This window comes from Parasphingomonas zepuensis, assembly GCF_036663735.1.
In the GTDB taxonomy this organism is placed as follows: domain Bacteria; phylum Pseudomonadota; class Alphaproteobacteria; order Sphingomonadales; family Sphingomonadaceae; genus Sphingomonas.
Genome location: NZ_JAXOJO010000001.1, coordinates 348952 through 372333, shown reverse-complemented (window position 1 = coordinate 372333; position 23382 = coordinate 348952). Strand labels below are relative to the sequence as shown.

Annotated in this window: 20 protein-coding genes; 5 read left to right on the top strand and 15 right to left on the bottom strand. The window is 66.5% G+C overall.

The window, feature by feature from the left end; all coding sequences use genetic code 11:
* Window positions 1-4 precede the first annotated feature (4 nt).
* Genes U1769_RS01835 through U1769_RS01820 form a run of 4 tightly spaced genes read right to left on the bottom strand, consistent with a single transcriptional unit; the run spans window position 5 to window position 3937 of the window.
* Window positions 5-1042 carry an alpha/beta fold hydrolase gene (locus U1769_RS01835; protein WP_332711193.1) on the bottom strand — a complete coding sequence of 346 codons (1038 nt, stop codon included), beginning with the start codon at window positions 1040-1042 and terminating at the stop codon, window positions 5-7.
* Window positions 1043-1068: 26 nt separating this feature from the next.
* Window positions 1069-2211: a redoxin family protein gene (locus U1769_RS01830; RefSeq protein WP_332711191.1), complete on the bottom strand. Its 1143-nt coding sequence runs from the start codon at window positions 2209-2211 to the stop codon at window positions 1069-1071.
* Window positions 2212-2213: 2 nt separating this feature from the next.
* Window positions 2214-2630 (bottom strand): organic hydroperoxide resistance protein, encoded by a 417-nt coding sequence (locus U1769_RS01825; protein WP_332711190.1) that lies wholly within the window; start codon window positions 2628-2630, stop codon window positions 2214-2216.
* A 26-nt stretch (window positions 2631-2656) separates the two neighbouring features.
* Window positions 2657-3937, bottom strand: a complete 1281-nt coding sequence (locus tag U1769_RS01820; protein WP_332711188.1) for an epoxide hydrolase family protein — start codon at window positions 3935-3937, stop codon at window positions 2657-2659.
* Between the two features lie 269 nt (window positions 3938-4206).
* Between U1769_RS01820 and U1769_RS01815 the strand changes: the two genes are divergently transcribed.
* From U1769_RS01815 to U1769_RS01805, 3 genes are all read left to right on the top strand, one after another.
* Window positions 4207-4434: a hypothetical protein gene (locus tag U1769_RS01815; RefSeq protein WP_332711186.1), complete on the top strand. Its 228-nt coding sequence runs from the start codon at window positions 4207-4209 to the stop codon at window positions 4432-4434.
* 59 nt (window positions 4435-4493) lie between these two features.
* A complete protein-coding gene (locus U1769_RS01810) occupies window positions 4494-5159 on the top strand; it encodes a transposase (RefSeq protein WP_332711184.1) in 666 nt (221 codons plus the stop codon).
* Window positions 5160-5740: 581 nt separating this feature from the next.
* On the top strand, window positions 5741-8629 hold the full coding sequence (locus U1769_RS01805) for an ATP-binding protein (RefSeq protein WP_332711182.1): 2889 nt from the start codon (window positions 5741-5743) through the stop codon (window positions 8627-8629).
* Window positions 8630-8644: 15 nt separating this feature from the next.
* On the opposite strand, the gene U1769_RS01800 is transcribed toward U1769_RS01805, so the two are convergent.
* The 8 genes from U1769_RS01800 to U1769_RS01765 form a co-directional block, all read right to left on the bottom strand.
* On the bottom strand, window positions 8645-9265 hold the full coding sequence (locus tag U1769_RS01800; protein WP_332711180.1) for a TetR/AcrR family transcriptional regulator: 621 nt from the start codon (window positions 9263-9265) through the stop codon (window positions 8645-8647).
* A 3-nt stretch (window positions 9266-9268) separates the two neighbouring features.
* The gene (locus tag U1769_RS01795; protein WP_332711178.1) at window positions 9269-10393 is read right to left on the bottom strand and encodes a hypothetical protein; all 1125 of its coding nucleotides are present in this window, start codon (window positions 10391-10393) and stop codon (window positions 9269-9271) included.
* Between the two features lie 207 nt (window positions 10394-10600).
* Window positions 10601-11743, bottom strand: coding sequence for a DSD1 family PLP-dependent enzyme (locus U1769_RS01790; RefSeq protein ID WP_332711176.1), 1143 nt, complete (start codon window positions 11741-11743; stop codon window positions 10601-10603).
* Window positions 11743-12993, bottom strand: coding sequence for a D-arabinono-1,4-lactone oxidase (locus tag U1769_RS01785; RefSeq protein ID WP_332711174.1), 1251 nt, complete (start codon window positions 12991-12993; stop codon window positions 11743-11745). The genes U1769_RS01790 and U1769_RS01785 overlap by 1 nt, the downstream gene beginning before the upstream one ends.
* Window positions 12990-14138, bottom strand: coding sequence for an SO2930 family diheme c-type cytochrome (locus tag U1769_RS01780; protein ID WP_332711173.1), 1149 nt, complete (start codon window positions 14136-14138; stop codon window positions 12990-12992). The genes U1769_RS01785 and U1769_RS01780 overlap by 4 nt, the downstream gene beginning before the upstream one ends.
* Before the next feature lie 10 nt (window positions 14139-14148).
* The gene (locus tag U1769_RS01775) at window positions 14149-15387 is read right to left on the bottom strand and encodes a parallel beta-helix domain-containing protein (protein WP_332711171.1); all 1239 of its coding nucleotides are present in this window, start codon (window positions 15385-15387) and stop codon (window positions 14149-14151) included.
* Window positions 15388-15406: 19 nt separating this feature from the next.
* Window positions 15407-17833 (bottom strand): TonB-dependent receptor, encoded by a 2427-nt coding sequence (locus U1769_RS01770; RefSeq protein ID WP_332711169.1) that lies wholly within the window; start codon window positions 17831-17833, stop codon window positions 15407-15409.
* Window positions 17834-17926: 93 nt separating this feature from the next.
* On the bottom strand, window positions 17927-19414 hold the full coding sequence (locus tag U1769_RS01765; RefSeq protein ID WP_332711167.1) for a serine hydrolase domain-containing protein: 1488 nt from the start codon (window positions 19412-19414) through the stop codon (window positions 17927-17929).
* A gap of 154 nt (window positions 19415-19568) precedes the next feature.
* On the opposite strand from U1769_RS01765, the gene U1769_RS01760 reads away from it, so the two are divergent.
* Together U1769_RS01760 and U1769_RS01755 are read left to right on the top strand one after the other, a co-directional pair.
* Complete coding sequence (locus tag U1769_RS01760; protein ID WP_332711166.1) at window positions 19569-21197, top strand: hypothetical protein; 1629 nt, start codon at window positions 19569-19571, stop codon at window positions 21195-21197.
* Window positions 21198-21447: 250 nt separating this feature from the next.
* Window positions 21448-22011 carry an OsmC family protein gene (locus tag U1769_RS01755; RefSeq protein ID WP_332711164.1) on the top strand — a complete coding sequence of 188 codons (564 nt, stop codon included), beginning with the start codon at window positions 21448-21450 and terminating at the stop codon, window positions 22009-22011.
* A 17-nt stretch (window positions 22012-22028) separates the two neighbouring features.
* On the opposite strand, the gene U1769_RS01750 is transcribed toward U1769_RS01755, so the two are convergent.
* Genes U1769_RS01750 through U1769_RS01740 form a run of 3 tightly spaced genes read right to left on the bottom strand, consistent with a single transcriptional unit; the run spans window position 22029 to window position 23274 of the window.
* Window positions 22029-22499: an SRPBCC domain-containing protein gene (locus tag U1769_RS01750; RefSeq protein ID WP_332711163.1), complete on the bottom strand. Its 471-nt coding sequence runs from the start codon at window positions 22497-22499 to the stop codon at window positions 22029-22031.
* Window positions 22496-22810, bottom strand: coding sequence for an ArsR/SmtB family transcription factor (locus tag U1769_RS01745; RefSeq protein WP_332713582.1), 315 nt, complete (start codon window positions 22808-22810; stop codon window positions 22496-22498). The genes U1769_RS01750 and U1769_RS01745 overlap by 4 nt, the downstream gene beginning before the upstream one ends.
* Window positions 22811-22824: 14 nt before the next feature.
* Entirely contained in the window at window positions 22825-23274 is a 450-nt protein-coding gene (locus U1769_RS01740) for a VOC family protein (RefSeq protein WP_332711162.1), read from the bottom strand.
* Window positions 23275-23382: the final 108 nt, after the last annotated feature.

Genomic DNA, 23382 nt, shown 5'->3' with positions numbered 1-23382 from the left:
GGCGTCACAGCCGCGCCACGTCGATCACGGCCTCGGCAAAGGCCGCCGGCGCCTCGCGCGGCAGGTCGTGCCCGATGCCGCCGGTGATCGTGCGGTGCGCATATTTGCCGGTGAACCGCGCGGCATAGCTGGCCGGTTCGGGATGCGGCGCGCCGTTCGCATCGCCTTCCAGCGTGATCGTCGGCACCGCGATCGCCGGTGCGGCGGCCAGCTTCGTCTCGATCGGGGCGTAGAGCGGCTCGCCCTCGGCCAGGCCGAGCCGCCAGCGATAATTGTGGATCACGATGGCGACATGATCGGGATTGTCGAACGCCGCCGCGCTGCGCTCGAACACCGCCGCATCGAAGGTCGCGCGCGGCGACGCCAGTTCCCAGATCAGCTTCGCGAAATCATGCCGGTTGCGCTCGTACCCGATCCGCCCGCGCTCGGTCGCGAAATAGAATTGATACCACCAGCCAAGCTCGGCCTTGGGCGGCAGCGGCGCGCTGTTGGCCTGCTGACTGCCGATCAGGTATCCGCTCACGGAAACCAGCGCCTTGCACCGCTCCGGCCACAAGGCGGCAACGATATCCGCCGTCCGCGCGCCCCAGTCGAACCCGGCGACGATCGCGGTCGGGATGTGCAGCGCATCCATCAACGCGATCACGTCCACCGCGAACACCGCCTGCTGGCCGTTTCGCACCGTGTCGGGCGAACGAAACCGCGTCGTGCCATAGCCGCGCAGATAGGGGATGATCACCCGGTAGCCGGCCCTGGCGAGCAACGGCGCCACCTCGACGAAGCTGTGGATGTCATAAGGCCAGCCGTGCAGCAGGATCACCACCGGCCCCTTGGGCGGTCCGGCCTCGGCATAACCGATGGTCAGCAGGCCGGCATCGATCTGCTTCAGCGGCCCGAACCCGGGCACGGCGGGCCGCGCCGGCGCCGTCTGCGCGGCGGCCGCGCTCGCGAAGAAGGGCAGGGCCGCCGCCCCCAGCGCCGCCGCCCCGAACAGTTGGCGGCGGTCCTGGTCGATATCTTCCGGTGTCGCGGTGCTGGTCATGGGGTGATCCTCGATGGTGGAGCGGTCTATCCGAAGGTGAAGACATAGGCACGCACGCCCGGCGCCGAGAACTGGATCTCGAAGGTGCGATCGGCGACGGGCCGGCTCTGCCGGACGAGCTGGTAGAGCCGGTCCTCGCGCAGCGTGCCCCAGCCTTCGGCATCCACATCGGTGCCGTGATCCGTGCCGGGCGCTGCGCCGTCGATCAGGACGCGGAAGCGCACCGCGTCACCGCCCGCTGGCGCGCCCAGCACGAGATGAAGATCGCGCGCGTGGAAGCGGTAGCGGATGCTCCCGCCGCCGGCGTTGAGCGTCGCATATTCGCCCCCGACGGTCCAAGCGCCGGCCAGGCTCCAATGGTTGAGCGGCAAGTCGGCCGGCGCCGCGTACCGCGCCGGCGCGTCCTTCCGCACGCCGCCCGGCGCGTCGAAACGCTCCGCCTGGCCATAGCCGATATAGGTCTCGGGCGAGCGCAGGCTGGCCCAGTCGGGTGCGGCCTGAATGCCCTGGCCGGGAATGTCCGCGATCGATCCCGTCGGGGGTGCATGGCCCGCTTCGGCAAGCAATTGCCGGATCAGCCGTTCGGATTCGGCATAATCGCCTTCGCCGAGCCGCTCGTGGCGGACGCGTCCGTCCGCGCTGATGAAGACGAAGCCGGGCCAGCCGCGATTGCCGAACGCCCGCCAGCTGGTGAAATCGCTGTCGAGCGCCACGGGAAAGCGCACGCCCTGCTCGGCCACTGCCTGGCGTACATTGGTCAGCTTCTTCTCGAAGCCGAATTCCGGCGCATGGACGCCGATGATGACAAGCCCCTGCGCGCGGTATTTGGCGTCCCAGGCGCGCAGATAGGGCAGCGGCCGCAGCGAATTGATGCAGGAATAGGTCCAGAAATTGACCAGCACGACTTTGCCGCGCAGATCCTCGGGCCGCAGCGGCGGGGTGTTCAGCCACTCCCGTCCGTCGAACAGCGACGATAGGGGTGCGGGCACGGCGGGGTTGGGCATGCTGCGTCCCTTCGCTTCACTGGCCGGGGTGGGTTCGGCCATGGCCGCGCCGCCGGCCGGCCAGTGCCGGGCCTGGCCGATGCCCACCGCCAGCGCGATCGCCGCGGCACCCGCCAGCGCGATGCCGCCGATCAGGCGCACACGATTCCGGGAAGGTCCAGTCACGGCTAGACCAGCGCGATCACGACGTCGACATTGCCGCGGATTGCCTTGGAATAGGGGCAGGTCCGGTCGGCTGCGTCGACCAGCGCCTGGGCTGTCTCGCGGTCGATGTCGGGCAGGCTGACGTTCAGGCGCGCCTGCAGAAAATAGTCGCCGTCGTTCAGGCACAAATCCACTTCGGCGTCGATCGCCAGGCCGGCGGGCAGGGTGATCTTCATGCGCCGCGCCGCGATGCCCAGCGCGCCTTCGAAACAGGCCGACCAGCCGGCCGCGAACAGCTGCTCCGGATTGGTGCCGGGGCGGTCGCTGCCCGGTGTCGACAGGCGGATGTCGAGCCGCCCGTCGGAACTGCGCGCCGCGCCATTCTCGCGGCCGCCAACGGTGTGGGTGCGGGCAGTGTAGAGGATCCTGGTATCGGCCATGATCGGCTCCTTCTGGAAAAAGGGATTCAGCGTAGCGATCGGAAGGCGGCGCGAAGCTCGGCGCTGAACAGCGCCGGCTCTTCCCAGGCGGCGAAATGGCCGCCCTTGTCGACTTCGTTGAAATAGATCAGCTGGTGATAGCTGCGCTCGGCCCAGCTGCGCGGCGCGCGGTAGATCTCGCCTGGAAACACCGTGATCGCGGCCGGGATCGCGACGTCTACCGCCACGAAATTATTGGCGTTGTTCTCCCAATAGAGCTGGGCAGACGAAATCGCGCTGTTGGTCAGCCAGTAAAGCGAGATGTCGTCGAGCATCTCGTCGCGGGTGAGCGAGCGTTCGGGCACGCCGCCACTATACGTCCATTGTGCGAATTTGTCGTACATCCAGGCAGCGAGCCCGGCTGGCGAATCCGTGAGGCCGTACCCCACGGTCTGCGGGCGCGTTGACATCATGCTGCCATAGGCGCCGTTCCGGCCGAAGAAGACGCTGAGCGCCTCGAACGCCGTCTTCTCCGTGACGGGAAGCCCGGCCGGCGCCGGGTCGCCGGCAAGGATCGCCCGCATCAGCTCGGGCGGCACCGTCGCCGGCATGTTGACATGGATGCCGATCAGCCCCGGCAGCGCCTGCCGCGCCATCCGGTCGCACACGACGGAACCCCAGTCGCCACCCTGCGCCACATAGCGCTTATAGCCCAGCCGCCCCATCAGTTCGTTCCAGGCCAGCCCGATGCGATCGGCGCCCCAGCCGGTCTGCGCCGGCTGCTGCGAGAAGGCATATCCGGGCATCGAGGGCAGGACGAGATGAAACGCATCCTCGGCCCTGCCGCCATGCGCGGTCGGATCGGTGAGCGGGCCGATCACCTTGAGCAGCTCCAGGATCGATCCCGGCCAGCCATGCGTGATGATCAGCGGCAGCGCATTGGCATGGCGCGACCGGACATGGATGAACTGAATGTCGAGCCCGTCGATCGCCGTCACGAACATCGGCAGCGCGTTCAGCCGCGCCTCCACCTTGCGCCAGTCATAGCCAGTGCCCCAGTATTCCATCAGCGCCTTCAGGCTCGCCAGCTGCACGCCCTGCGACTGATCCGCCACGGTCTCCCGCGCCGGCCAGCGCGTCGCCCGCACCCGGCGGCGCAGATCGGCAAGCTCGGCCTCCGGCACCCGGACGCGGAACGGCCGGATCGCGGCGTCCCCGGCCAGCGCGGCCCGCGCGAGGCCCGGCGCGGCAAGCACCGAAAGGCCGATGGCGACGCCGGCGGCCGAGCTGGCGAGCAAGCCGCGACGGGTGGGCGATATCGCGTTCATGACATGTCTCCTGCGATGCGTGATGCGGTCCGCAGCAGGTAGGCGGGGCGATGGTGAAACGCCCGTCAGCACTTGTCAGCTGTTGTTAGGAGTTAGCGATGGGCCCGCGCCGAGGTGGCGATACCGATGTTGGCAGAGGCGTTCGGCACCGAGTCGCGCGCCCGCAAATCCGGAATGACTGCAATCGCCCACTTGCGGACATTTCCTCGTGTCGGCATCGTGCCCACTTAGGGTCTAAGAGCGCCGGAGGCCGAATGAGACCTCATGTTATGGCCGTCGTGCTGGCCACAGTAACCGGCGGCTGCGCCAGCGACCCAAGCGATCTGATAGCCCAGCACAAGCGCGCCAACAGGCATCCGCGTCCCATCGACCTTTTGGATGGCAAGGCCGCAGCCGAAGCGCAAAAGGCGTGTGGAGGCAAAGCGGTCAGGTTGGAAGTCGAAGGAGATCAGGCAGATTACGGCTGGGATCCAACACACTATAAGTGCGCTGAATAGTAGATTGCCATATTTCGGTGACAGTTTACTAATTACCCTCACCTCGTTACGGCAAACATATGGCCCGCCTGGCAAGAGTCGTGATCCCCGGTATCCCGCACCATGTGACCCAACGCGGCAACCGGCGCGGCCAGACCTTTTTCGAAGACGCGGACTATGCGCTCTATCGCGACCTGCTCGGCGAGGCGGCCTTCAAGGCGGAGGCTGAAATATGGGCCTATTGCCTGATGCCCAACCATGTCCATGTCATCCTGACTCCGTCGGACCCCGATGGCCTGCGCCGCACCTTTGCCGAACTTCATCGCCGTTACACCCGCATCATCAACGCGCGGCATCGCTGGACCGGGCATTTGTGGCAGGGCCGGTTTGGCTCAGTGGCGATGGACGATGCCTATCTGGCCAGTGCCGCCCGCTACGTCGCGATGAACCCGGTTCGGGCGCGCCTGGTCGACAGGCCGGAGGACTGGCGCTGGTCGAGCACCGCCGCCCATTTCGCGGGTGAGGACGACGGCGTGGTCAGGGTGCAACCAGTGCTCGACCGAACGGGCGATTTCCGCGCCTTTCTCGGCGACGAGGAGGATGCCGCAGCCTATGCAGCGCTCCGCCAGTCCGAGACGACCGGCAGGCCGTTGGGCGGCGCCGCGTGGATCGAGGCGATCGAGCGGCAAACCGGCCGAACGCTCGCGCCGCAACGGCGTGGACCGAAGCGCAAGGCTAATTCGTAAACTGTCACCGAAATCCCATTTGCGGACATTGACCGTTGGCGTATGCAAGCAACATGAACCGGTGGGCATTGTTGATAATCGCCTTCGCGCCGATTTCCTGTAGTGCGCCCGCTCCGCAGCACGCGAGCCTTTGCGATTTGCCGAGAAACCTGGCTGGGTGGAGCGGCACCAACGTGCGATGGACGGGCACGGTCGTGGGTTCGTTCGAACACGGCTATGTGCTGATAGCAGATAAATGTCAGCGCCGGGGAATCAGACTTAACTGGCAAGCCGCACATTCCGGAGAATTGCTTGCTGAGTCACTGCGGCGCGAGTGGCGTGAATCGGGGATCGTCAGGGCGGAGGTGTCTGGCAAGATTGCAGGTGGATACTTACTGATCAAAGATATTCGTCGCGTCATTTTCATTTCGATGACTGACGAACGCAAGAGAGACTACATGCGGTCGCGTGGGTTTTAGTACGGTGTTGCACGGGGGTAAAGCAAACGACTGCTTTCCGGCGTTGTTCAACCGAAGCGGGCACGCATTTGATCCACTATGGTGCGATCCCGGACCATCCCCTACACATCCCACGGCCCTCTCATGGCCGCGAGAGAAAACGCCATGGCGGAGCAGGGGCAGCACAGCGGGGACATGCTCTCCTTCGGACCGTTCAGGCTGATCGCCGGCGAACGGTTGCTGCTGCGCGGTGATTCACCGGTCGAGCTGGGCGCCCGCACGCTCGATACGCTGATTGCGCTCGTTTCGCGCCCCAATGAGATCATCGGCAAGCGGGAACTCATGGCGCTGATCTGGCCCGATGTCGTGGTCGAGGAAGGCAGCCTGCGTTTCCACATCGCGGGCCTGCGCAAGGCGCTGGGCGATGGCCGGGACGGTGCGCGCTACATCGCGACTCTGGCGGGGCGCGGCTATTGCTTCGTGGCGCCGGTCACGCATTCCGGCGGGGCTCAGTCCTTGCCGATCACCGTGGCAACGGGTTGGACCGGCGCCAGCTTCCTGCCCGGCAACCTCGGCCGCATGGTCGGTCGGGATGCAAGCGTCGCCGCCATCTCGGCCCTGCTCGAATCCTCTCGCTTCGTCACGATCACGGGCCCCGCCGGGGTCGGCAAGACCACGGTCGCGGTGGCGGTCGGGCATGCCCTGCTCGATCGCTTCGCCGGTGCCGTCCTGTTCATCGATTTCGGCACGTTGAGCGATCCCGCCCTGGTCGCCGCTTCGGTTGCGTCGATGCTCGGTATCTCGATCCAGTCGGACGATCCCGCGCCCGGGCTGATCGCCTGGCTGCGCGACCGGCGCCTCCTGCTCGTGCTCGACAATTGCGAACATGTCGTCGATGCGGCGGCGCGGCTGGCGCAGGGCATCTTCCGCGCCGCGCCGCAGGTCCATATCCTGGCGACGAGCCGCGAAGCGCTCCGGGTGGAGGGCGAGCGCGTCCACCCGCTCGCGCCGCTCACCGCCCCGCCGGACGAACCGGGCCTCACCGCCGAAGACGTGCTGGCCTTTCCCGCCGCCCGGCTGTTCGTCGATCGCGTCGCGGCGAGCGGCGCCGAGCTTGAGCTGGGCGATGCCGAGGCCGCGATCGTCGCCCGGCTGTGTCGCAAGCTCGATGGCGTGCCGCTGGCGGTCGAACTCGCGGCCGGGCGGGTGGGGACGTACGGCTTGCGGCATACCGTCGCGCTGCTCGATCAGCGGCTTGCGCTGCTGTGGCAGGGCCAGCGTACCGCCCCGCCACGCCAGCAGACGATGCAGGCAACGCTCGACTGGAGCTATCGCCTGCTGTCCGAGGTCGAGCGCGTCGTGCTGCGCCGGCTCGCCATCTTCGTCGGCAATTTCACGATCGAGGCGGCGCTCGCGGTCGTGCCCGGCGGCACTGTCGAGGCCTCGGTCGTCTTTGCCGCGATCGACGGGCTGGTCGCCAAATCGATGGTCGCCACCCGCCCCGCGGGCGCGATGATGCGCTATCGTCTGCTCGACACCACCCGCAATTATCTGCGCACGATCGATGCCGATGCCTCCGATCATGCCGATCTGGCGGCGCGCCATGCTGCCTTTTACCGGCGCTGGCTGGTGCAGACTGCGGCTGAATGGCCCGCCTTGCCGAGTGCCGCCGAACGGTCGCCCCGCCTCGCAGAGCTTGGCAATGTGCGCGCTGCGCTGGACTGGAGCTTCGCTCCCGGCGGCGATGAGCGGATCGGGATCGATCTCGCCGCCGCCGCCGCACCGGTCTTCCTGGCGATGTCGCTGCTCACGGAATGTCATCGCTGGTCGGAACGGGCGCTGGGCGCGCTGGAGGGCAGGGTGCGGGGCGGGGCCGATGAGATGCATCTGCAGGCGGCGCTCGGCCTTTCGCTGATGTTCACCCGCGGCAGCAGTGAGGAGGCGCGTGCCGCGCTGAACCGCAGCCTCGCCATCGCCGACCGGCGCGGCGATGCGCTCAACCAACTGCAGCTGCTCGGCCCGTTGCAGATGTTCCATCTGCGGCTCGGCGATTTTCGCACGGCGCTGCATTATGGCCGTCGCGGCGCGGCGGTATCGCAGGCGATGGAGGACCCCGCCGCCCTAGCGCTGGCGCATGCGCTGCTCGGCCTCTCGCTGCATTTCGCCGGTGATCTCGTCGATGCCCGCCGCGAGCTGGAGGCGGCGTTGCGCCACGGCCCGGTCGCGCTGCCTGGCGGGACAACCTATCTCGGCTTCGACGGGCGCAACCTGGCCGGTGCCGCGCTGGCCCGCACCTTCTGGTTGCAGGGCTATCCGGTCCGGGCGCTGGATTGCGCGCGGCGCAGCGTGCGTGAGGCCGCTTCGGCCGATCATCCGGTAACGCTATCGGTTGCGCTGATCTGGGCCGTGTCCGTCTTCTTCTGGACCGGCGATCTCGACAGTGCGGCCGAACATATCGATCTGTTCTGCGCGCGCGCCCGGTCCGCGCCGCATGGTCCCTATGTCGTGGTCGGACGCGCCTTTCGCGCCGAGCTGGCCATTCGGGGCGGCGACGCGGTGGCGGGCGTCGAAAGCCTGCGCGCCTGCCTCGAGGAACTCCGCGGGGCGCGCTATGAATTGCTGACCACCTCCTTCAGGATTGCGCTGGTCCAGGGTCTGACGATCACCGGCCGCTTTGCCGAGGCTCTCGCTCTGGTCGATGAGACGCTAGCACTGGTCGAGGCGAACGGGCCTTTGTCCTACCTGCCCGAATTGCTCCGCGTGAAGGGTCGCCTGCTCTGCGCAATGCCGCACCCTCGCGGCGCCGAAGCCGAAAGCTGCTTTCTCGCGTCGCTCGATCTCAGCCGCCGCCAGGGCGCGCTTGCCTGGGAATTGCGGACGGCAATCGATCTGGCGGCGCTTCACGACGAGCAGGCGCGGCCGGAAGCAGCACGCGCGCTATTGCAGCCGCTGATTGGGCAGTTCGTCGAAGGCATGGACACCGCCGATCTGGTGGCCGCCGGCCAGCTGATCGCCAGCCTCGCGCCGGCTTGAAGCGCTACGCGCGGATCAAGCCTGGAGCAGGCTATGGTCCCGCAGGATCCGCGCCACGCTGCTGAATACCAGCTCCGCCGAGACGCGCGTTTCCTCCTGCAGCATCTGGTCGGCCGCGAAGCCGAGTTCGACGGATAACCGCACCTGCTGCCACAGGGCTTCGCGATCGACCCCCGGCAGATACTGGATATAGGCCTCGACGAGCCGGTCGGTGACGTAGCGGTGCGATTCCAGGCGGACATGCACCAGCCGGGGGGAGGCGTGCAGCGCCCGCAGCGTCCACACCGCGCCGGGCTCGCTCTGCGTCACTTCGGCGGTCTCGCGCAGCAGTTCCTCGATGCCGTCGCGCAGTGCCTCGATCCCGCGATCGGCATGGCGCGCGATCCATTGCTCCAGCACGATATTCTGGCGTGCCATCAGGCGCAGGCCAAGCGCTTCCAATATATCGTATTTGTCTTTGAAATAGCGGTACAGTGCTGGCGGGGTCAGGCCGGCGCGCGCACAGATCATGTTGGTCGAAATGCGATCGATGCCGACTTCCGCAAGGAGAGCGCCGGCCACGTCGAGCAGCAATTCATAGGTTTGCTGGGCGCGTTCCTGTTTGGGGCGAGGGCGTTTGGTGGCAAGCCCGGGCATTCGTCAGGTCACTCCCGCTGGTCTCCGTCTTGTGCCGGCACCGATCAGTGCCCCCATGCCTGCAATTGCGCAACCCGCACCGAACAACAAGACGCGCCCGACGTCCTTCTCGCCGATCAGGATGCCGGCCAGGAGCGGCCCCAGGCTCGATCCGGTCAGTTGCGCGCCGCCGATCAGCAGCGCGGCACGCCGGCTCGGATCGGCGGCGATCGCGATCGTGATCTGGAAAGGCAGGATGAACAGCCACAGGAATCCGAAGACTGCCGTCGCCGCGACGAACGCGGCCGGGGAAGGCGGCGCGGCCAGGATCGCGAGCAGCCCGAGGTTGAGCAGGCCGACGACCGCGATCGCCAGCCGCGCCGGCAGGCGTCCCGCCAGCAGCGTCGCCACGCCGGCCCCGATCACCTGCATGGCGAGCGCTAGCGGCGCCATCAGATGGATCGTCGCCGGGGCAATGCCATGGTCCAGCGCGAGCGGCTCGAGATAGACCCAGATCGCGACGATGAAGGCGAGATAGGCGACCACCCCGGCCAGCGCGATGAGCCCTCGCGCCGGGGGCATGCCGCCCGTATCGTCGCTGGCCAGCAACGGTGGATAGGAATCCGGCAGCCACGGCAGGGCCAGCAGGCCGGCCAGGGTGACGGCACCCAAGGCGCCGAACCCGCCCGCACTGCTCGCCGCTGAATAACCGATCGCACTGGCGAGGGCGAACTGCGCCAGCGTCTGGATCGCCAGATAGATGCCGGACCAGCGCTCCGGCCGGTCCGTGCGGATGATGAAGCCGATCATGATCCAGATCAGCACGCCCTCGGCCAGCCCGGCGACGATCCGCGCGCCGAACAGCGGCCCGCTATCGAGCCATGGCGTCAGCAGGTCGGCCCCGCCCGCTGTCAGTAGCGCCGCGCCCGCGATCGCCCGCAACCGCGTCACCGGCAGGACGAAGCCGGCCGCGCCGGCCGCAATGCCCATCGCCAGCAACTCGACCGTCGCCAATATGCCGAGCGCGGTCACCGACAGCCGCCCCTCCGCCGCCAGCGCACCGAGCAGTTGCGGCTGCAGGCCGGGGATCAGCACACCGATCACGCCGACGACGAATATCGCCAGCACGCGATCGGTGCGGAGATTCATCGGGCGCCTGTCTCGTTGGAAGGGGCGCCGGCAGATCGATGAAGCAGTTGCGCAAGCCTCCTTGTGCTCCCGCGAAGGAGTGTCGGGTCGAACCTGCCCCGCAGGTTCGAGGATCGTCCGGGGGACGATCCGACCTGACACTTGCCCAGACTGGGTCTCCGCCTTCGCGGAGACACAATAGTTGCTTGGATCCTCACCGTGTCAGCATCACCGCGCCCGCCCCCGCGCGCTGACCGGCCAGATCTCCACCAAAGTATCCCCCCGCACGACATGATAATGATCGTACAGGTTCACCGTCGGGTCGCAGTGCGGCACGGTCAGGCTCACCGGATCGCCGGGGCGCAGCCGCGCGCCGATCTCGGGCGACACCAAAGCCGCATGCTCGTCGCCCATGAACAGGAACAGGGTCTCCGGTGGCGCGCCGCGCTGCACCTGGGCGGCGCCGCCATCGGTGGAGAGCGATTTGAACCCGGCGTCGATCGTCACCAGCGCCTCATGGTTCGCGCTCACCACCCGGGAATCGACGGAGAGCGATGTCTCGAACGGCGGTTGCGGCCCGTCGGCCAGATCGCAATCGAGATATTGCTTGTCCATGAAGACATAGGATCCGGCCTGGAGCTCCGTGAACAGGCCGAGCTCGAGATCGATGCGATGCGTGCCGGTGCCAGATCCGGTGACGATCTCGGGCTGGTATCCGGCTTCGGTCAGCGCGGCGATCACGGTCTGCAGATAATCGGTGCGGTCGACGATCGCGGCGCGGCGCGCGGCATAATCCTCGATATGCTGCTGCGCCCCGCAATAATATTGGACGCCGCGATAGACCAGATTGCCGGATCGTGCGATCGCCTCGGCCACCGTGACCGCCGCCTCGGGCGAGGCGACGCCGGTGCGCCTGATGCCGGGATCGACGTCGATCACCACGTCGAGCATCGCGCCCGCCGCCGCCAGCGCGGCCTGCCACGGCGCGACCATCGCGGGATTGTCGATCGCCGCCATCAGCCCGATCCCGCGCTTCGCCAGCGCCGCCAGCCGCTCGATCGCGCCAGGTGCGCTCACCGGCGAGGTGATGAGCAGCCCGGTGATGCCGCCATCGGCCAGCACTTCCGCCTCGCCGATCTTGGCGCAGCACAGGCCGACCGCGCCCGCGGCGATCTGGCGCCGGGCGATGTCGACGCTCTTGTGCGTCTTGGCATGCGGCCGAAGCGCGACGCCGCGCGCGGCGGCGAGCGCCTGCAGCGCGGCGATGTTGCGGTCGAGCTTGTCGAGATCGAGCACCAGCACCGGCGTGTTGAGCGCGCCGCGCGAGCCCTGTTGCCCGATCAGATGGCTGTGCAGTTCCAGGTCGTCCATCAGGAAAACAGCTCCGCCAGATGCGGGTTGAGAAACTTGCCGCCCGGATCGGCGGCGCGACGCACCGCGCGGTAACGCTCAGCCATCGGATAGAGCGCATCGACATCGGTCCGCGACAGGCTGTGCCGCTTGGCCCAGTGCGGCCGGCCGCCATGCGCGCGGAAGATCGCCTCGCCGCCGGCGAACAGGTCGCGCCACGGCATGCGGGCATATTGGTGCATCGATATCGCCGCGACCGGCCCGGCATTCATCGGGCTCATCCAGATATCGTCCGACGCGACGATGCGGAATTCGAACGGAAAGGCGACGGGCAGCTTCTTGCGCCTGATCCAGCCGACCATGTCGTCGAGCGTCTCCAGCCCGGCCGCGCGCGGCATCTCATATTCCATTTCCTCGAAGCGGATGGTGCGGTCGGACGGGAATATCGCGTGGCTCGGCCCGCGCCGGCTGCCGTTCATGTTGGTCTTCATCATCACGCGCTGCAAGGTCGGGATCAACCGCGGCACCAGCGCGCCGAGATTGAGCAGCCGACGAAACGTCGCTTCCTCGATGTCGCTGGTGGATGCCGGCGGATCGCATGGATCGCACGGCACGAGCGTCTTCAGGATCGCGCTGTCGGCATGCGGGAACAGCCAGAATTCGACATGGCGTTCCTGCTCGACCAGCTCGTCGAACCGTTCGCGGATCTCGCCCCAGGGCCGTTTCTCGATCCGTTCGGCCAGATGATAGGCCGGGACGACGTCGCACAGGATCTCGGTCGCCACCCCGAACAGGCCGAGCGACAGGCGCTGCGCCTGGAACAGGTCGGGATTGGTCGTCGCGTCGCACCAGGCGGCGCCGTCGGCCCCGATCAGCCGGAAGCCGCGCGCGAAGGTGGCGAGATTGCCCAGGTCGCGGCCGGTGCCATGCGTGCCCGTCGCCATCGCTCCGGCGAGCGATTGCGGGTTCACATCGCCCTGGTTGGCGAGCGCCAGCCCTTCGTCCCACAGCGCCGCGGTCAGGCGCCGGATGCTCCAGCCCGCCGGGATGCGCGCCGTCTTGCGGTCGGGCGCGATGGTCAGCGTGCCGGCCAGATCCTCCAGCGACAGGATCAGCCCGTCGCTTTCGCACAGCGGCATGAAGGAATGCCCCGCGCCGACCGCGCGCACTTTCCGCGCGCCGCGCACCGCGACGGCCAGCTCGGCCTCGGTCTTCGGCCGCACCACCGCCGCTGCGCTCTTCACGCTGCCTGACCAGTTCGTCCAGCTCATCGGGCCGTCACTCGCTGCGGACCGCGATCCTCCGTGCAGGCGCCCTTCATCGCGGTGATATAGCGGGTCACCAGCGCCACCCCTTCCCGGTGCGACAGGCTGCGGCCGAGCTCGGGCATCATCACGCCCGGGTCGGTGCTGGCCATGCGATAGGGCAGGATCGACGCGTCGGGCTTGCCCGGCACCACGTCGAACGGCCGGTCCCCGGTCCCGCGCCCGGCCGCAACCGGCGGCTTGCACATCCCGAGCAGCCGCGGATCGTTGGTCGCGGCATCAAGCCACAACCCCGACGTCCGCGCTGCGCCGACTTGGTTGTGGCAATGGCTGCAATTGATATCGAGATACCCCCGCGCCTGCGCGGCGAGGTCGGTAGCGTGCGGTATCAGGATACCCGGCACCCCCTTCAGATACCCCATTCCGGACAGCCGCCGGAGCTGATTTCCGGGCTCTCCCGTGTACGGAAACTCCCGGTTGAGATGGCGCGCCTTGAGCCCGATCGGCTCGATCGCCCGCGTGCGGAAATCCTGCACATGGCACCCCGCGCACTGGTTCTGGTTGGGCACGCTATAGGCGATCGGCGTGCGCCTCACGCCATCAACCAGGGTGAGCGGCACATCCGCCCCGGTCCGCTCCAGCGTCGCGTCGGTGCCCTCGGCATTCCACACATAGGGCAGCGCTACCCAGCCGCTGGCGCGCCGCACCAGCAGCCGCGTCTCGATCAGCCGCACATGGCTGAGATTCAGCCCGTCCACCCCGGTCTGGTAGGTCGCCGGCGTCACCTTCAGCACTTCGGCGCTGGTCTGCGGCTGAGCCGCGCCGGCCGGGGTGGAATAATAGAAGGTCTTGGTCACGATCGTGCCGACCGGAAAATCGAACCAGCGATCGGCCCGATAGGTCGCGTGCACCCCCTTGGGCATCCAGATCGTCCGCCATTTCTGCGCATAGTCGCTGAACAGCGGCGTCTGCAGTTCATAGGTCACCATGCCGGGCCGGGCGGCGATGCGCCCGCCGCCGACCGCGAACAGTCCCCAGTCGGACAGCTTCTCGGGATTGTCCTCGGCATGGAACGTCACCGCTTTGGGCTGAGCGCCGCACGCGCCGAGGATCAGCGCCGCGACCAGGGCGGCGAGGAGGCGCAAAGTCATGCTCGGTGGATCACGATGGCTTGCCGCTGTCCTTCGTCATGACGGCCGGCAGGCTGATCTCGGGCAGCCGCGTGGCGGGCGCGCAATCCATGCCGGTCTCGATCCGCGCCCGGGCGAACCCGCCCGGCCCGTCGACATTGAGCAGCTTCGCGTCGCCATTCTGCACGCAGATGCCGGCCGTCTTCAGCTTCGGGTTGGTGAAGCCGTCCCACAGCACATCCGGCAAGCGGCCGCCGGTCAGCGCCTTCAGCGGCGCATAGCGCGGGCCGGGATCGTCGCCCCCGCCGGAGAAGCGGTTGCCGGCGACATAGATGTTCTCGGGATAGGGATCATAGGCCGCTGCGATCCCCGCCTTGGTGTCGAAGCCGGTCGAATAATAGCTCGAGATGATGACGTTGGCGGTCTTGTTGTCCTTCACGTCGTTGTCGAAGATCTCGACCTCGTCATTGGAATTGACGATCACCCCCGATCCCGGCGGCACCGAGCTGACCGCGCTGCCCTTCGCCCCGAAATTCGCGTGGTTGTTGGCGAAGACATTGTTGCGATACACGCGCGTCTTGCTGCCCGGCACCGGCAGGTTCGGCATGTTGAACACCAGGATGCCGCCGGTGTTGCCGGTCGTGGTGTTGCCATAGACGTCGGCATGGCTCGAATTCTCGATCTCGATGCCGGCGACATTGCCCTCGGCGCGGTTGTCCCGAACGATGATGTTGCTCGACTGGCCGACATAGATGCCGGCGTCCGATGCGCCCTTCACCACCGATCCCTCGATCAGCACGTTCGTCACCTGCACCGGATAGAGGCCGTAGGCGCCGTTGGAGGTCTTCGGGCCGCCGGTCCATTCCGCGCGCACGCGGCGGATCACCGTGTTCTTCACGCCGTTGACCTTCAGCGCGTCGCCCTTGCTGTCCTCGAAGGCGAGATCCTGGATCGTGAAATCGTCCCCGGTGACGAGCATCCCTTCGGCCCCCGAAGTCTGCTTCGCGAAGGACAGGATCGTCTTGTCCATGCCCGCGCCCTTTACCGTCACGCCATTGGCGGTCAGGCTCAGGCCGCGGCTCAGCGCATATTTGCCGGCGGGGATCTCGATCACGGCGCCCGGCTTCGCGTCGAGCAGCTTCGCCTGAAGATTCTTCTCGAAATCGGGATCGATCACGAAGCCCTGTGCATCGGTCTTCGGTCCGCTGTTGCAGCCGCCGACCACGGCCAGTGCCGCGACGCAGCCGAGAAATGCGATCCTGTTCGCCATCATCCCCTGTCCTTTTGTTCTAGAAACGGAAGCCGAGTTCGACGCCGTAGAAACCCGGCCGGTCGGCACGGACATAGGGCGTATTGAAGCTGTCGGCAGAGATCGGATTGAGCGTCCGGTAATAGCGCTTGTCGAGCAGATTCTCGGCATAGACCGAGATCGATACATGGTCGTCCGGCGAGCGCCAGCCAATCTTCGCGTTGATGATGTTGCGCGGCGCGCGCAACGTGCCGAGCACCGCAAGATCGACATAGGGTACGCCCGATCCGTCAACGAACGAGTTTTCGATTGCCCGCTGGGCGTCGTTCAGGCGCTGGCGCGAGGTGTAGCTGTAGCTCGCGTCAGCGAAGATCGAGCCATGGCCCGTATCGTGGTCGTAGTGCGCGCTGAACACGCCGCGGAACGCGGGTTCGCCGGTCGGCTGTCCGGAGATGTCGACGCCCTGCTGGATCCGCGTCACCCATTTCGACTCGATCGCCCCAGCCGTCAGGCCGATCCGGAAATCGCGCGACAGCACGAACTGGGTCTCCAGATCGACGCCATAGGCTTCTGAATCGCCTGACCGCGTGACATATTGCGGCAGGCAGATCGTTCCCGCCGGGATCGGCGGCACACAATTGGGATTGGTGTTCGGCTCCAGGCTGATCGACTGGCGATTGCGGTATTTGAAATAATAGCCCGACAGGTTGAAGCGCACCCGGCGATCGAACAGCTCCGATTTGAAGCCACCTTCGAAATTCCACACCTTCTCCGGCGAGAAGAACGAATTGATCTCGGTCGAATTGAATCCGCCCGCCTTGTAGCCGCGCGAAGCGGATGCATAGAGATGCACGTCGTCATTCACGTCATATTGCGCCACGAAGCGCGGGCTGACGTCGCTGAAGGTGGCGCGCCGCGTGAACGGCACCCCCTCCAGCGTGTCCACATCGAAGATCACTCCGTTCGGGCCAAGCACCCCACGGTAGAAATCGCCGACGCTGATTGGAACATCCGGCAGGTTGAAGCCGAAAATGGCATTGTACAGCAATCCTGGTGCCGAGATCGCATCCAGCCCCGGCGCAATGAATGCGCCATTGCTCCAGGTGAAGCGCTTCCGGTCGCGTGTATAGCGGATGCCCGCCGTCAGGCTCAGCCGGTCCGTCAGCTTGTAGGTCGCATCGCCGAACGCGGCATAGGAATCGTTCGCCGCGCGGTTGTTCATATCTTCGCGATATTGCAGCCCGAAGACCGGCAGGCCGCCAAATTGGTTGAGCAACGAAAAGACGGGGAATCCCGCGACGTTACCCAAAAGACGATCGAGCGAGTCCGTCAGCAACGTCGCGGCACTCGTCTGTCGCCCGCGCTCGTGGAAATAGCTGGCGCCGGCGATCGCGCTCAGCCGGTCATTATCGAAGCCAATCCGCACTTCCTGGTAGAGGCTGCTGTTCTTCTCGATATTCTCGGTATCGAAATAGCGCGTCGCATCTGCGGTGCCGTCCTCGTCCTCGCGGTTATGCGTCTCGAACTTCCTGAACGAACTGATCGAGGTGAGGGTGAACGGCCCGCCATGGTGCGTCGCGATGAACGAGACTGCGTTCAGGATCCGCGTCTCCTTGTCATCGATCACGTCATTGGCGAACGGACCGGCCGGATCGGTGCTGAGCGCGTGGGTGCTGATGCCGATCGCGAACGGGCCGTCCTTGGCGGTATCGTCATGATCATAGGCGAGCACGAAATCGGTGTCGCCGGTCGGCGCCCAGCGCAGTGCGGCGCGGCCGGACTTGTTGTTTTCGCCCTCGCGCTTCTCCCCCGTCACCGCATCGGTCAGATAGCCCCGGCGATAGTTGGACACCCCGTTGAGCCGCAGGAACAGCGTGTCGGTGAGCGGGATGTTGACCGTCGCGTCGGCCCGCACCTTGCGATAATTGCCGACCTGCAGCGTACCTGTCAGCGAGCGTTCGGCATCGGGCTGGTTGGTGATGATCGAGATCGCGCCGCCCGACGTGTTCCGCCCGAACAAGGTGCCCTGCGGCCCTTTCAGCACTTCGACCCGCTTGATGTCGTTGAAGAAGACCAGCGCCGAACCCGATCGCCCCGAATAGATGCCGTCGACGAAGATGCCGACCGATGGCTCCGTGCCGATCCCGAAATCGTCTGTCTGCACGCCGCGGATCGCAAAGGACGGCTGCGTCACCGATGTGTCGTTGATCGACAGGCCCGGCGTGAAGCTGTCGAGATCGCCGATCGATTCAGCGCTCAGAGCAGCGATGCTCGTGGCATTGAACGCAGTGACGCTGATCGGCACCGCCTGAAGCGATTGTTCGCGGCGCTGCGCCGTGACGACGATGTCCTGGACCTGAGCGCGGCCCGCGCCGTCCGCCTCTGCGGGCGGCGCCTCCTGCGCGATGGCGGGCACTGCCCAAACCGCGGCCACACTCACCAGCAACGCCTTGCGCCATGTCGTCATCACTCGCTCCCCAAACGCGATAACGAGTCGGAGGCTATCCCTAGTTCGTAGCGAACGCTATCGTTTTATTGAAAGCCGCTGCAGCGCCCGCGATCACGGCCTCGCGCTGGTGAATTCCAGAGCCTGCAGCGTGACCGCGACGGTGGGTGCGCGCTGGACCCGGCCATCAACCCGGCCACGCGTGCAGGCCCAGCTGAACCTGCCCTCCATCGCGGACACGGGCGTGATCGGCTCGGTCGCCGGGCAGGTGCCGACTTCGGTCTGGACTGCGTCGATCATGCCGTTCCACGCCGCCGTATCGCGATCCATCAGCATGTTGTTGGCGAGCGGGGCCGAGGCGATATCGCGCGACCGCCAAACCGCGCGCGCTGAATCATAGGCGGAGGCCAAGTCTGGGTTGAGCGGTACGGTCCGGTCGCGCAAGGCGCCAGCCTTGTTCAGCGCGAGCGCCGCGCGAAACACCGGCACGGAGGCGCCGCCATAGGTCTTGCTCGAAAAGGCGAACAGTCCAATCCCCTTGTCGGGCAACAGCATCACATAGGAGCCATAGCCGGGATAACCGCCCGAATGAGCGACGACCCGCCCAAGATCGCAATCGTCTGTCGCCCACCAGCCCATCGCATAGGCCCGGGCCTGCCGGCACGGCGCCGCGCCGATCGCCGGATTGCGCGTCGCGGCCTCGACGAAATTGGCGCCGGTCACGATCTCGCGCACGGTCGCGCGCCGCACCGGGCCGGTATCGGCATCGTCCCGCGCCGGCCAGGCAGCCAGCAGGAAGGCGACCCACTTCGCATAGTCGTTCGCGCTTGTCTCGACCCCGCCCATTGCCCCGAACGCGCCGTCCCGCATATCCGGCTCGCGCACCCAGCGATTATCCTGCCAGCGATAGCCGATACTGCGCTTGGCTGGCGGCGATGCCAGCACGTCATAACCGGTCGCGCCCATGCCGAGCGGCGCCATGATACGGCGCCGGATATAATCCTGATAGGGCATGCCCGACACGTTGGAGACGATCCGTCCCAGCGTGGCATAGCCGAAGTTCGAATATTCCATTGCCAGGCCCGGCGTCCGCGCGAACGGCACGCCGGCTTTCAGCAGCGCAGTGAATTCCGGCTCCGTCAGAACCTGCTGCCGATCGCCCCAGGGATTGTCCTCGACGAAGCCGGCGCTGTGCGTCAGCAGGTTGCGCACGGTGATCCGCGGGCTGTCGCGGGTCGGATACGCCAGGCCTTTCAGTTCGGGCACGTACTGCTCTGCTGGCGCATCGAGCGACAGCTTGCCCTCGTCGCGCAGCTTCAGGATCGCCAGAGCCGTGAATGCCTTCGACATGGAGGCGATGCGGAACAGGCTGTCGGCGGTGACCGGCGTGCCGGTATCGATATCCTGCACGCCCAGCCCGCGCACCGCGACCAGCTTGCCGTCCGCCACTACGCCATAGACCAGGCCCGGCACATGCGCCGCCAGTTGCCAGTCAGCGAAAATCCGGTCGACATCGGCGATCGCCGCCGGATCGGGCGAGGCGGCGCCGAGCGCGGACGGAAAGGCGAGGCACAGGAACCCGATGATCGCGCGACGTTTCATTGCCTGTCCCCTCAAATGTCGATCCCGCATACCGGTTGCACTGCGTGAAGTCCTGCACGATTGCCGCTTGGCCCTTGATGGGAACAGGTTGATTGCGTGCCGGGCCTGCTGCAATATCCAGCGGGCAAACTGTTGAGGGGGCAGGGAAATGCGGTTGGGGAGCAGAGTCGCGCTCGGCATGCTGGGCGCGCTCGCCGCGATGCCGGCGGCGGCGTCGGACAAGAGCGATTTCGAGGCGTGCGACGGGCGCGTTCATCCGGGCCGGCAAGATGACGGGATGCGGGGTGAAGCGAGCCAGCGCTCCTTTTTCGGGCGAGTCTCCATTCCCAACGTCGTCGTCGCGTCCTGTACGCGCGCGCTTGCCAGCCCCCGCCTGCTGCCGGGCCAGTCGCTGAGGCGGGCACATCTGCTGCGCGCGCGGGCGGCCGCCCATCTCCAGGCGGAAGATCCGGCCGCGGCGCTGGCCGATCTGGACCTGGCGGAGGCCGCCACCGCCGGTCTTGCCGGAGACCGCTTCTACCAGCGCAGCATGGGCGTTTCGCTCCAGTTGCTGCGCGCGCTCGCCCGGGCTCAATCCGGCGATATGGTCGGCGCCGTTCCACTGGCGCAGGCGGCGAGTGCGGCGCGGCCCTATGCGCTGCAGGTGCAGGAAGTTGCGGCCACGATTCTGCAAGCCGGCCGGCCCGTCGGCAAGGCGTCGCCATCGCCCTGGCTGGCCGCTAGGCGTCTCGCCCCTGGTTCAGCGATGACCGCCCTGCTGAAGGAAGCGGAGGTGGGCAATTTCGCCGGCGTCCTCGCGCTGCGTCCGGCCGTCACCATCGATTGGCCCGCCGGGCCGCTCGAACCCCTGTTGCTGTTCATGCGCGCGCCGGGCGGATCGTCTGCGATCGTCAGCACGATGGTATCGCTCCATGTGGCGTATGCGCGCGCTGCCACCGGGGATCCCGCGGGTGCCCGGCGCGATCTTGCCGAGGTCCGCACGCGGGTGGGTGCGGCCAAGCCAGTGCCCAAGGAAGGCGCAACCGTTGAAATGGCGGGAACGGCTTGGAGCGCGCTCGATCGCTATGTCGACATGCGCGGGCGCCAGATCGAGGCACGCGTCGCCGTGGCCGAGGGCCGTATGCCCGATGCGATCGCTGCGCTTGTCGCGACCCCGCTGCCGCGCGATGCGGCGACGGTCGAGCTGCTGACCGCGCTCCGGACGGCGGCTCCCGCGAAGGACGCTGCGCTGGTGCCGGACATTGCGCCCTTCATGCAGGGCCTTGGCGAGGAACGCAAAAAGGCGCTGGCTGGCGTCGTTCAACAGGCGCTGCTCGCGCCGGAGACGCCGCGGTCAGTGGTCGATTACGAACGCGCCCGTCCCAATATTCTCGGTGCCCTGGTCGGCGGCGCGCTGAGCATGGGCACCAGCCTGCTGAGCGGGATCAGCCGCACCGACGGGTTTCGCACCACCGCCAATCCGGACGGTACCACCAAGGTCGAGTTCCTCGGCAACACACCGTCGGCGGCGCTGGTCCAGGAAATGACGCTGTTGCGCGCGGCGGAAGTGGCGCGTGCTGCCGGCAAGCCGGCCTTCATCGTGGTCGAGCGCAAGGATTTCGTGCGTCAGTTGAAAACGATGCAATATGGCACGGAGATCAGCAGCGTGCCGCAGGGCTTCAAGACCGAATTGACGATCCGCTGCGTCGATGCCGGCGTCGAGCCCGATCGTGCGCTCGATGCGGTGGCGATCATCGATGCCCTCGGGCCGCTTTATTATGAGGACAAGCCGAAAACCGGCTGATCCAGCCATTCGGAAGGCCGCGGCGTTGCAACCGTAACGCGCTTTATCCGCAATGAAACGGTGCCGGAATAGCGGGCTCGCATGCTGCTCACCTGCGGGAAGGGGCGGCGCATAATAAGGCCCATGGTCGAACTGCAGGAGGGTACGGCCATCGCAGTCTTTTCCCGGAGCCATGAGCGTCCGGGCGGGTCGTCGATCCGCCCGGACCGGGCCGCTTGCGCCCGTTTCCGATCACCATGAGGATATTGCGATGACTGACCTGACGACGTGCGAACCTGTCAACGGCCTCGATCTGCCGGCACTCGTCGCGATGGTTGAGGACATTCGCGCCGATCCCGGCAAGGCTAAAGCCGCTTTTCGCGTAACGACTCGCTGGGCCGGACAGACCAGCAGCGAGACCATCGTCGGAAGCTGCGAGATCGGCGGAAGCCCGGTCGATCGCAGCTTCACGATCCTGGCCGACGAGCCGCGCGAACTGATGGGCCAGGACAGCGCTCCGAACCCGCAAGAGCTGCTCATGGCGGCGCTGAATGCCTGTCTGGTGGTCGGCTATGTCGCGAACGCGTCAGTGATCGGCATCGATCTGACGGAGCTGGAGATCGAGACCTGGGGTGAACTCGATCTGCGCGGTTACCTGGGCATGGATGATGCCGTCGTGCCGGGCTATCAGCAGCTGGATTATGTCGTGCGTATCGCCGGCGCGGGGACAGCCGAGCAGTTCGAGTCGATCCACCAGGTGGTGAAACGGACCTCACCCAATTTCTTCAACCTCAACCAGCCGATCCGCCTAAACGGCCGGCTGGAGATCGGCTGAACTCATGGTGCCGCGGTTTATGCCTCCACTTCCGCCTTCAATTCCGTCAGCAGATCCCGCCACCATTGCCCGTGGCGCTGGAGGAACAGGACATTGCCCATGCCGTGCCGCGCGACATGCGCCGTCGGCACCGCGTCCCAGCCATGGTGCTCGACAGTAACGCGAGTCTCGGTGCCGAGCTCTTCGAAGCGGATATCGACATGAGTCGATTGCTCGCCGGTGAAGCTGGCCTGTCGCCAGGTCATCCCCAGCCGCGCGCCGGGCTCCCAAATCGTCACCTGGCCGATCTCGAACACCGTGCCGTCGGCTTGGGTCTCGGTGAAGCGCCCGCCTTGTCCTGGTTCGATCGCCAGCATGCCGGGTCCGGCCGGTGTGAAACGGAAAAACGCATTGGGCCGCCACCAGAGATGGATCTCGCTGGTGAACGCCTCGAACACCCGCATGGGCGGTGCCGCGATGCGCAGCGCGACCATCACGCGCGAGTTCATAGCGGCGCCTCGACATGGGCTTTCAGCGCCGCAAGCTGATCGGCCCAGAGCTGCTCGGTCAGATCGACCCAGGCCTTGAGTGGCGCCATCGATCCTGCCTTGAGCGCATAGATGCGCACCCGCGCATCATAGTCCGGATGGACTTCCTCGATCAGGCCGCCGGCCTTGAGCGTGCGCAAATGCCGGCTGAGCGCCGGAGGACTTAGCCCGATGCTTTCGGCCAGCTCACCCGCCCGGTGCGGTCGATCACGCAGCAATTCAACCACCCGCCGCCGCGTGGGATCGGCCAGCGCGGCGAGTGTGCGGTCGATTGCGGCGGCCGCGCTCAGGAGAAGAGCTCGATCTTGAGGCCGGTCGCCTTTTCCGATTCCTCGACGGAAAAGGGCCGCTTATTCTGCGCGAAGGTCCAGACATGCCCTTCGGGATCGCGCGCGCGATAGGTGCGGTCGCCATAGAATTGATCGGCCGGCTCCTGTTCGATCGCTGCACCGGCGGCGCGGGCCCGGGCGCAATGCGCATCGATGTCGCTGTCGAGGTTGACGTGCACAGTCTGGCTATTCTTGCCCCCGATGCTCGCCGGGCTGGCGGTGTAGTCGGCCCATTCGCTGCCGACCATGATATAGCCGTCGCCGAAGCTCAGCTGCGAGTGGGCGAGCGCGCCGTCCGCATCGCTGATGACCATTGCGCGTTCGAACCCGAAGGCCTTTTCCAGAAAGTCGATCGCCGCCCACGGATCGCGGTAGAACACGGCTGAAGCGAGTGATGCCTGGCCCATGGCCTTTCCTTCACGATGTGAACAATATTTAACGATATAGAGAAGTAAATGCCGTTTGTCAATTATCGTGCCGGTGCCGATTCCCACCTGTTTGCATGAACGCCCTGC

Excerpts from the sequence above, each read along its gene's own strand:
- U1769_RS01770 (WP_332711169.1), bottom strand. The coding sequence starts at position 17,833 with ATGACGACATGGCGCAAGGCGTTGCTGGTGAGTGTGGCCGCGGTTTGG.
- U1769_RS01800 (WP_332711180.1), bottom strand. The coding sequence starts at position 9,265 with ATGCCCGGGCTTGCCACCAAACGCCCTCGCCCCAAACAGGAACGCGCC.
- U1769_RS01825 (WP_332711190.1), bottom strand. The coding sequence starts at position 2,630 with ATGGCCGATACCAGGATCCTCTACACTGCCCGCACCCACACCGTTGGC.
- U1769_RS01815 (WP_332711186.1), top strand. The coding sequence starts at position 4,207 with ATGGCCGTCGTGCTGGCCACAGTAACCGGCGGCTGCGCCAGCGACCCA.
- U1769_RS01780 (WP_332711173.1), bottom strand. The coding sequence starts at position 14,138 with ATGACTTTGCGCCTCCTCGCCGCCCTGGTCGCGGCGCTGATCCTCGGC.
- U1769_RS01755 (WP_332711164.1), top strand. The coding sequence starts at position 21,448 with ATGACTGACCTGACGACGTGCGAACCTGTCAACGGCCTCGATCTGCCG.
- U1769_RS01750 (WP_332711163.1), bottom strand. The coding sequence starts at position 22,499 with ATGAACTCGCGCGTGATGGTCGCGCTGCGCATCGCGGCACCGCCCATG.
- U1769_RS01795 (WP_332711178.1), bottom strand. The coding sequence starts at position 10,393 with ATGAATCTCCGCACCGATCGCGTGCTGGCGATATTCGTCGTCGGCGTG.
- U1769_RS01805 (WP_332711182.1), top strand. The coding sequence starts at position 5,741 with ATGGCCGCGAGAGAAAACGCCATGGCGGAGCAGGGGCAGCACAGCGGG.
- U1769_RS01775 (WP_332711171.1), bottom strand. The coding sequence starts at position 15,387 with ATGGCGAACAGGATCGCATTTCTCGGCTGCGTCGCGGCACTGGCCGTG.
- U1769_RS01790 (WP_332711176.1), bottom strand. The coding sequence starts at position 11,743 with ATGGACGACCTGGAACTGCACAGCCATCTGATCGGGCAACAGGGCTCG.
- U1769_RS01765 (WP_332711167.1), bottom strand. The coding sequence starts at position 19,414 with ATGAAACGTCGCGCGATCATCGGGTTCCTGTGCCTCGCCTTTCCGTCC.
- U1769_RS01810 (WP_332711184.1), top strand. The coding sequence starts at position 4,494 with ATGGCCCGCCTGGCAAGAGTCGTGATCCCCGGTATCCCGCACCATGTG.
- U1769_RS01785 (WP_332711174.1), bottom strand. The coding sequence starts at position 12,993 with ATGAGCTGGACGAACTGGTCAGGCAGCGTGAAGAGCGCAGCGGCGGTG.
- U1769_RS01740 (WP_332711162.1), bottom strand. The coding sequence starts at position 23,274 with ATGGGCCAGGCATCACTCGCTTCAGCCGTGTTCTACCGCGATCCGTGG.
- U1769_RS01835 (WP_332711193.1), bottom strand. The coding sequence starts at position 1,042 with ATGACCAGCACCGCGACACCGGAAGATATCGACCAGGACCGCCGCCAA.
- U1769_RS01820 (WP_332711188.1), bottom strand. The coding sequence starts at position 3,937 with ATGAACGCGATATCGCCCACCCGTCGCGGCTTGCTCGCCAGCTCGGCC.